Source organism: Dyella sp. (assembly GCF_036384435.1).
Lineage (GTDB): Bacteria > Pseudomonadota > Gammaproteobacteria > Xanthomonadales > Rhodanobacteraceae > GSA-30.
The window spans coordinates 1-6415 of record NZ_DASVMI010000149.1 but is presented as its reverse complement, the minus strand read 5'-3'; the positions used below and the strand labels follow the sequence as shown (position 1 = coordinate 6415).

5 protein-coding genes are annotated in these 6415 nt (G+C 60.7%); 3 read left to right on the top strand and 2 right to left on the bottom strand.

Translation table 11 applies throughout. The features are described from left to right. Together VF436_RS14750 and VF436_RS21725 are read left to right on the top strand one after the other, a co-directional pair. Positions 1-1093 (top strand): MFS transporter (locus VF436_RS14750; protein ID WP_330904792.1); only part of this gene is annotated, 1093 nt, incomplete at its 5' end. A 257-nt stretch (positions 1094-1350) separates the two neighbouring features. Continuing rightward, positions 1351-1602 carry a CPCC family cysteine-rich protein gene (locus tag VF436_RS21725; protein ID WP_414649865.1) on the top strand — a complete coding sequence of 84 codons (252 nt, stop codon included), beginning with the start codon at positions 1351-1353 and terminating at the stop codon, positions 1600-1602. On the opposite strand, the gene VF436_RS14745 is transcribed toward VF436_RS21725, so the two are convergent. After that, on the bottom strand, positions 1533-3461 hold the full coding sequence (locus VF436_RS14745) for a GGDEF domain-containing protein (RefSeq protein WP_330904791.1): 1929 nt from the start codon (positions 3459-3461) through the stop codon (positions 1533-1535). The genes VF436_RS21725 and VF436_RS14745 overlap by 70 nt on opposite strands. A 243-nt stretch (positions 3462-3704) precedes the next feature. On the opposite strand from VF436_RS14745, the gene VF436_RS14740 reads away from it, so the two are divergent. Next, positions 3705-4577 (top strand): fumarylacetoacetate hydrolase family protein, encoded by an 873-nt coding sequence (locus VF436_RS14740; protein ID WP_330904790.1) that lies wholly within the window; start codon positions 3705-3707, stop codon positions 4575-4577. A 60-nt stretch (positions 4578-4637) separates the two neighbouring features. Here VF436_RS14740 and glgX read toward each other — a convergent pair. Continuing rightward, a partial coding sequence (glgX, locus tag VF436_RS14735) for a glycogen debranching protein GlgX (protein WP_330904789.1) occupies positions 4638-6415 on the bottom strand: 1778 nt, incomplete at its 5' end.

Here is a 6415-nt window from a genome sequence, read left to right as displayed (position 1 = left end):
ATCGTGGAGTGGCCTGGTCGCCATGCTGCCCCAACTGGGCTACGCCTGCGGGATGCTTTTCCTGGTGCCGCTGGCTGATCTTTTCGAGAATCGTCGCCTGACCGTCGTAACCCTGGTCTGCTGCGCCATCATGCTTGGGCTGGCTGCCGTCGCGCCTACTGCGCCATGGTTCCTGTTTGCGGTATGCGTAGCGGGCGCGGCTTCCTGCGCTATCCAGATCCTGGTGCCCTTGGCGGCCGCAATGGCCCACCCCGATCATCGCGGTACCGCAGTTGGCAATGTAATGAGTGGTGTCATGGTCGGCATCTTGCTGTCACGGCCTCTCGCCAGCCTGGTGGCCGGCAGTTTTGGCTGGCGCTGGTTCTATGGTCTGTTGGCCGTGATGAACGCCGTGCTCGCCGCGGCACTTTATCTTGGCCTGCCACAACGCCACCCTGACCGTGTCAGTTCCTATCGTGCCCTTTTGTTGTCCCTGGTGACTCTGTGGAGGCGCGAGCGCGTGCTGCGTCGCTATTCGATATCCGCGGGTATCGCAATGGCGGCTTTTACCGCGTTTTGGACCGCTGTTGGCCTGCGCCTTGCGCAATCACCTTTTGGCCTGAGCGCGCATGGCCTGGCTCTGTTTGCTTTCGCCGGTGTGGCCGGTACCGTGGTGGCACCGCTGGCTGGCCGTGCAGGCGATCGTGGCTACAGTATTGCCGGCATGCCGGTTGCTCATACCGTGCTGGCGGCAGGTTTCGTTCTGGCCGGCGTGGCTGGCGCCGGCTGGCTGGGCGTCCATCCTGATCATCATCCGATGTGGTCGGTCGGTGCACTGGTATGCGCGGCTATCTTGATCGACGCCGGTACCGTCGGCGAACAGACCTTCGGCCGTCGTGCTGTCAACATGCTCGATCCGGCGGCGCGCAGTCGCCTCAATGGTTTGTTTGTCGGCACATTCTTCATTGGAGGTGGCGCGGGCGCGCTATCGACTGGTGTGGCTTGGGCTGCAGCGGGTTGGAGCGGTGTGTGCGCGGTCGGCCTGGTGCTTTGCGCATTGGCGCTCGCGTACGACGTGGTGAGCCGTAGGGCGATGTTGGCGTCGGGGATTTAACCGCTGACGCAAAAGCCTTGTCGAGAATCGATATAAGGCAGAGTATGAGGTGATCGAACCATTCAGTGTCGAAGAATGGCCTTACAAGGCGGGGGGTTAAAAAGCAGGACTATCCAGGAAGTAAAGGAGCACGGATTGCTTCGAGGCAATTCTTATTGTAAGTCGTTCGATTTGCTGACGTCGCGCGTAAGTTTTCGGCATGACATCCCTGCGGGTTCCAATAACGATATGGCCCAGGATGCTATGGATCGCCGGAAATTTCAGAACATGGTAGTTACGAAATTTGTCATATCGGTTTCTGGCAGGAAGCCCCTTGGTTGTACGAAAACCCGGGCCTCGCAGATGGAGCAAACAGGCTCAGTCTCAACGCCGCAAGGCAAGCTTGGGCGCTACGGTGCTCCTTGGGGGCGTATCAGCGAGCCGTAAGCCTCCGGGTGAGTCAATGCTCCACATCAATTGGCTCGCCCGGGCTCTCCAGCGCCTCTGTCCACTGCAACGCCGCTCGATAGCGCACTCGATGAAAGCCGTCCGGTAGCCGCTTGGCGGCGCGCTTGGCCTGGGCGGCCAAGGTGGAAATGGTTTCGGCGTCGGTGGGGAACTCATGGTCGATCAATACCGCGCCGACCGATACCGTGGTCAATGGAAAGAAGCGCTGGTTGCCGTGGCGGTCTTCGGCTTCGATGCCGCCACGTTGCCGATCGGTTTCGTCGAACAGTGCCGCTGCCATGGTGTTGAAGCGATCGCGCATCTGCCGGCAGCGATCTTCCCAATCGTTACTCTGAAACAACACTATGAAGTCATCACCGCCGATATGGCCGACGAAGTCGCTGTCATGGCGCAGGTCGCCGGACAAGGCGCTTGCCAGCAGGCGAATCATTTCATCGCCGCGGAAATAGCCGTAGTGGTCGTTGAAGGGTTTGAAGAAATCCAGGTCGAAGTACGTGGTGACGAACGGCCGCTCGGCTTGCAGCAGGCGGTTGAGATGTTCGGTCAACGGGATATTGCCGGGCAAAAAAGTCAACGGATTGGCGTAACGGGCTGCTTCCACGCGAATCTCGGTGACACGGCGGACCAGGGACTCGCCGGTCCCCAGGCCTACGTATATGCCGCCACGCGTGATGACGAAGCCGTCGCTCAGGTAGCGCTGGTCTTCGCCGCGAAGGATATCGGCCATGCTTTGCAGTGATTGCTCGGCATCGCACAGTAATGGCGCATCGTTCATGAAGGCAGTACAAGCCTTGCGGGCGAACAGTTCGCGAGCAAACGGCTGTGCCATGCGCTCGGTGAAGTGGCGGCGGTTGATGATGCCGACCGGGCGACCATGTTCGACCACGGCGATGGCATGCAGGCGATCGTGCATGGAAAAGATCGCCGCGACATGATCGTTGTTCTGCGCGGCCGACACTGCCGGAGCTTCGATCAGCAAGTGCTCGGCTTTCAGCGGACGCACCGAAACCGGACCGCTCAGGCGGGGAGGAACGACTACTTCCTGATCTGCCACGGCGTCGATATAGGCCTGGCCCAGGTGCATTATGGGCATGGGCGAAGGACGTGCCACCAGGAAGCCTTGGGCATAGGGGATGCGCAACTCGCGCAACATGCGCAGATCGTCTGGATGTTCCACGCCTTCGCCAACCAGATCCGAGCCCAGCGTCTCGGCTACCGTGCACAGGGCACGCACGATGGCGAGCTTTTCCGCGCTGCGCGACAGGCCGTTGATCAGGTAGCGATCGATCTTCACCACCTCGGGGTGGATCTCGTTCCACATCTCGAAGTTGGAATGGCCGTTGCCGAAGTCGTCCAGTGCGATCCGGATGCCGCTGGCACGCAGGAAACCCAGGCTGTGGGCCAATTTGGAGGCATCCTCGACGATGTCGCGTTCGGTCAGTTCGATAGTGATGCGGCCGATGTCTAAACCCGGGACGGTCAAGGCCTCGATGACGTCTTCAGGACGCACCCCGGCTTGCAGGATGGCGTGGGCACTGAGGTTGATCAGCAGGCGGCCGCCTGCACCGGTCTGGGCGAACTGGCGCACAATGCAGCGCGCGGCGCCAAGTTCGAAGTCCGCCAGGCGACCGCGAGCACGAGCCAGATCTAAAAGGTCGGTGGGAGTCAGTGCCGTACCGGCCAAGGCAGAGCGGATCAGGCCCTCGTGCGCCACGATGGCATGGGTTTCCAGGTGCACCACCGGTTGGAAATGCGCGGTCAGCGCTTCGGCGGACAACGCCTGATCCAGCAGCGATCGCTCCCGTTCGGCAGCGTCGGACGTGAGTTTGATCATCGCAAGGCTGCGCTCGGATAAGGGCAGGTCTGTCGACAAGTCTTCGGCATCCATCGCCGGAACTTGATGGCGGAGAGCGGTATTCATACAGTGGACGATCATGCGCCGGCGAGTGTGGCAAATCGATGTCATCGGGCTTGGTCTTCATGACAGCCAGCCTTTCGGTCGCCGTTTCACGTGATTGGCAGGGCAAGGCGCTTTATGGGCAAGCTTAGGAGAAGGCAATGCTCGCCATGACGCCGCACGCCAGGCCCCGTTATTCGTGGCCAATCGGTTGCTTTTTCCCCCCACGGGCGCGACTGTGGTCCGAGACATTGACAGGAGACATCCATGAAGCTGGTGACGTTCGAGCGTGATGGGCAGGTGCGGGTGGGGGAGTGGGATGCTGCACAAAACACCGTATGCCCGCTGGCATTTGCCGATGGCGAACCCGTCTACAGCATGCTTGGCCTGATACAGGCCAGTGTGGCGGGTGAGGTAGTGGTTGCCGGCGATGCGCAATCACTTGATGATGCGCGCCTGCTCGCACCGCTGCCTCGCCCGGAGCGCAATATTTTCTGTGTCGGCAAGAATTACCACGCACATGCCGAAGAATTCGCCCGCTCGGGCTTTGACGCGGGCCGGCAGATTAATGATGCGATTCCGGCAGCGCCGATTGTCTTCACCAAAGCGCCGGAAACAGTCATCGCTCATGGTGAGACGATCTGGGCGGCCGAGGGCGTCACCGATGCGCTCGACTACGAGGCGGAGCTGGCTGTCATCATTGGCCAGGGTGGGCGTGGCATTGCCAGGGCCGATGCCATGAAGCACGTCTTCGGCTACACCATCATCAATGACGTCACCGCACGCGACTGGCAAAAGCGCCACCAGCAGTGGTTCCTGGGTAAATCCTTCGATACCTTCGCGCCGATGGGCCCGGCCCTGGTTACCGCCGACGAGGTCGATGGCGCCATCTTGGAACTCCGATGTCACGTCAACGGCGAGTTGCGCCAGCATGCCAACACTCGCGACATGATCTTTGACATACCCACTTTGATCGAAATCCTTTCCGCCGGCATCACGCTTTATCCAGGCGACATTATCGCCACCGGCACGCCGGAAGGCGTGGGCATTGGCTTTCAGCCACCGAGGTTCCTGCGACGGGGTGACCGGGTACGTATCGAGATCCAGGGCATCGGTGTGCTGGAAAACACCATCGGTTGAATATATCGATTGAACAAAGCCATACCGCACGGTGATCGTCGTGCGATATGGCTTTGAGCGTCATATCTCTTCGGGCGGGGTGTCGCCGTCGCGCCGCCGCGCTCGCGCCCTGAACAGGCTGAGCGATCGAGGCGCCAGCGGGAAGTCGCTCATGGCTTCGTAATGCGATGAATTGCGTATCTGCGCATCGGTGCTGAGCAGTACCTGCCAATCGCCCAGGCCTTCGACCTGGGGCATGCTGAAAGACGAGGCATCGTGCCCATTGTGCACGATCAACAACAGGCTGATATCACCACCCATCTGGCGAATGCCTGTGGGACGAGCGCGGCCATCAAGCAGCATGCCCAGACTTTGCCTGGCACTGTCCTGCCAATCGCTCTCTTCCATCATGGCGCCATCGGGTGTCAGCCAGGTCACGTCACGGATATGGAAAGATTCGTCAGGCTCGCCCTTGAGGAATCGGTTGCGCCGTAGCAGTGGAAAGCGATGGCGGAGCTTGATGACGCGCTTGACGAATTCAGTCAGGTCGCTGGCATGCGTGGCAGCCTGCCAGTCGACCCAGGTCAGCTCGTTGTCCTGACAATATGCGTTATTGTTGCCTTCCTGGCTGCGACCGAATTCATCGCCGGCCAACAGCATGGGCGTGCCCTGAGACAGTAATAGCGTTGCGAGCATGTTGCGGACCTGACGACGGCGCAGCGCGCGTATGGTCGAATCCTTGGTCGGACCTTCCGCGCCATGGTTCCAACTGAGGTTGTTGTCCGAACCGTCGCGGTTATCCTCGCCGTTGGCCTGGTTGTGCTTATTGTCGTAGCTCACCAGGTCGTTCATGGTGAAGCCATCGTGCGCGGTGACAAAATTGACCGATGCGTATGGGCGGCGACCACGGCCTTCGAATAGGTCTGCCGAGCCGGTCAGGCGCGTGGCCAGTTCGGCCAGCTTGCCCTGATCACCACGCCAGAACGCGCGCACATTGTCGCGAAAGCGGTCGTTCCATTCGGCCCACCCTGGCGGGAAACCGCCTACCTGATAGCCTCCTGGCCCCACATCCCATGGCTCGGCGATCATTTTGACCTGGCTCAACGTAGGGTCCTGTGCGCAGGCGTCAAGGAAACCGCTGCTTTCGTCGAAACCGTAGGATTCGCGCCCAAGGATCGTCGCCAGATCGAAGCGAAAGCCATCGACTCCCATGTCGCTGGCCCAGTAGCGCAGCGAATCGGTGACCAGTTGCAGTACACGCGCGTGGCTCAGATTGAGTGTGTTGCCGGTACCGGTATCGTTGATGTAACGGCGCTTGTCGTCGGCCAGACGGTAGTAACTGAGGTTGTCGATGCCGCGCATCGACAAAGTCGGCCCCAGTTCGCTGCCTTCGGCGGTGTGGTTGTAGACCACGTCCAGCAGCACTTCCAGTCCGCCCTCATGCAGGTGCGCCACCATTTCCTTGAACTCGTTGATGCTGCTGGTGGCCATGTAGCGCGGATGCGGCGCGAAGAAGGCCAGTGTGTTGTAGCCCCAGTAGTTGCGTAACCCTAGTTCGAGCAGGCGCTTGTCGTCCACGAAAGCATGCACGGGCAGCAGTTCGACCGCAGTAACACCCAGCGAACGGATGTAGTCGATGATCTCTTGCGTGGCGAAGCCAGCGCAGGTGCCGCGCAGTTCTGGCGCTACGCGCGGGTGGCGCATGGTATAGCCGCGCACGTGGGTCTCGTAGACGATGGTGCGGTCCCAGGGTGTATGTGGCCGCAGGTGCCGCCCCCAAGTGAAGGCAGGATCGATCACGCGCGCCTTGGGTACGTACGGTGAGCTGTCTCGGTCGTCAAAACTCAGGTCGGCATCCT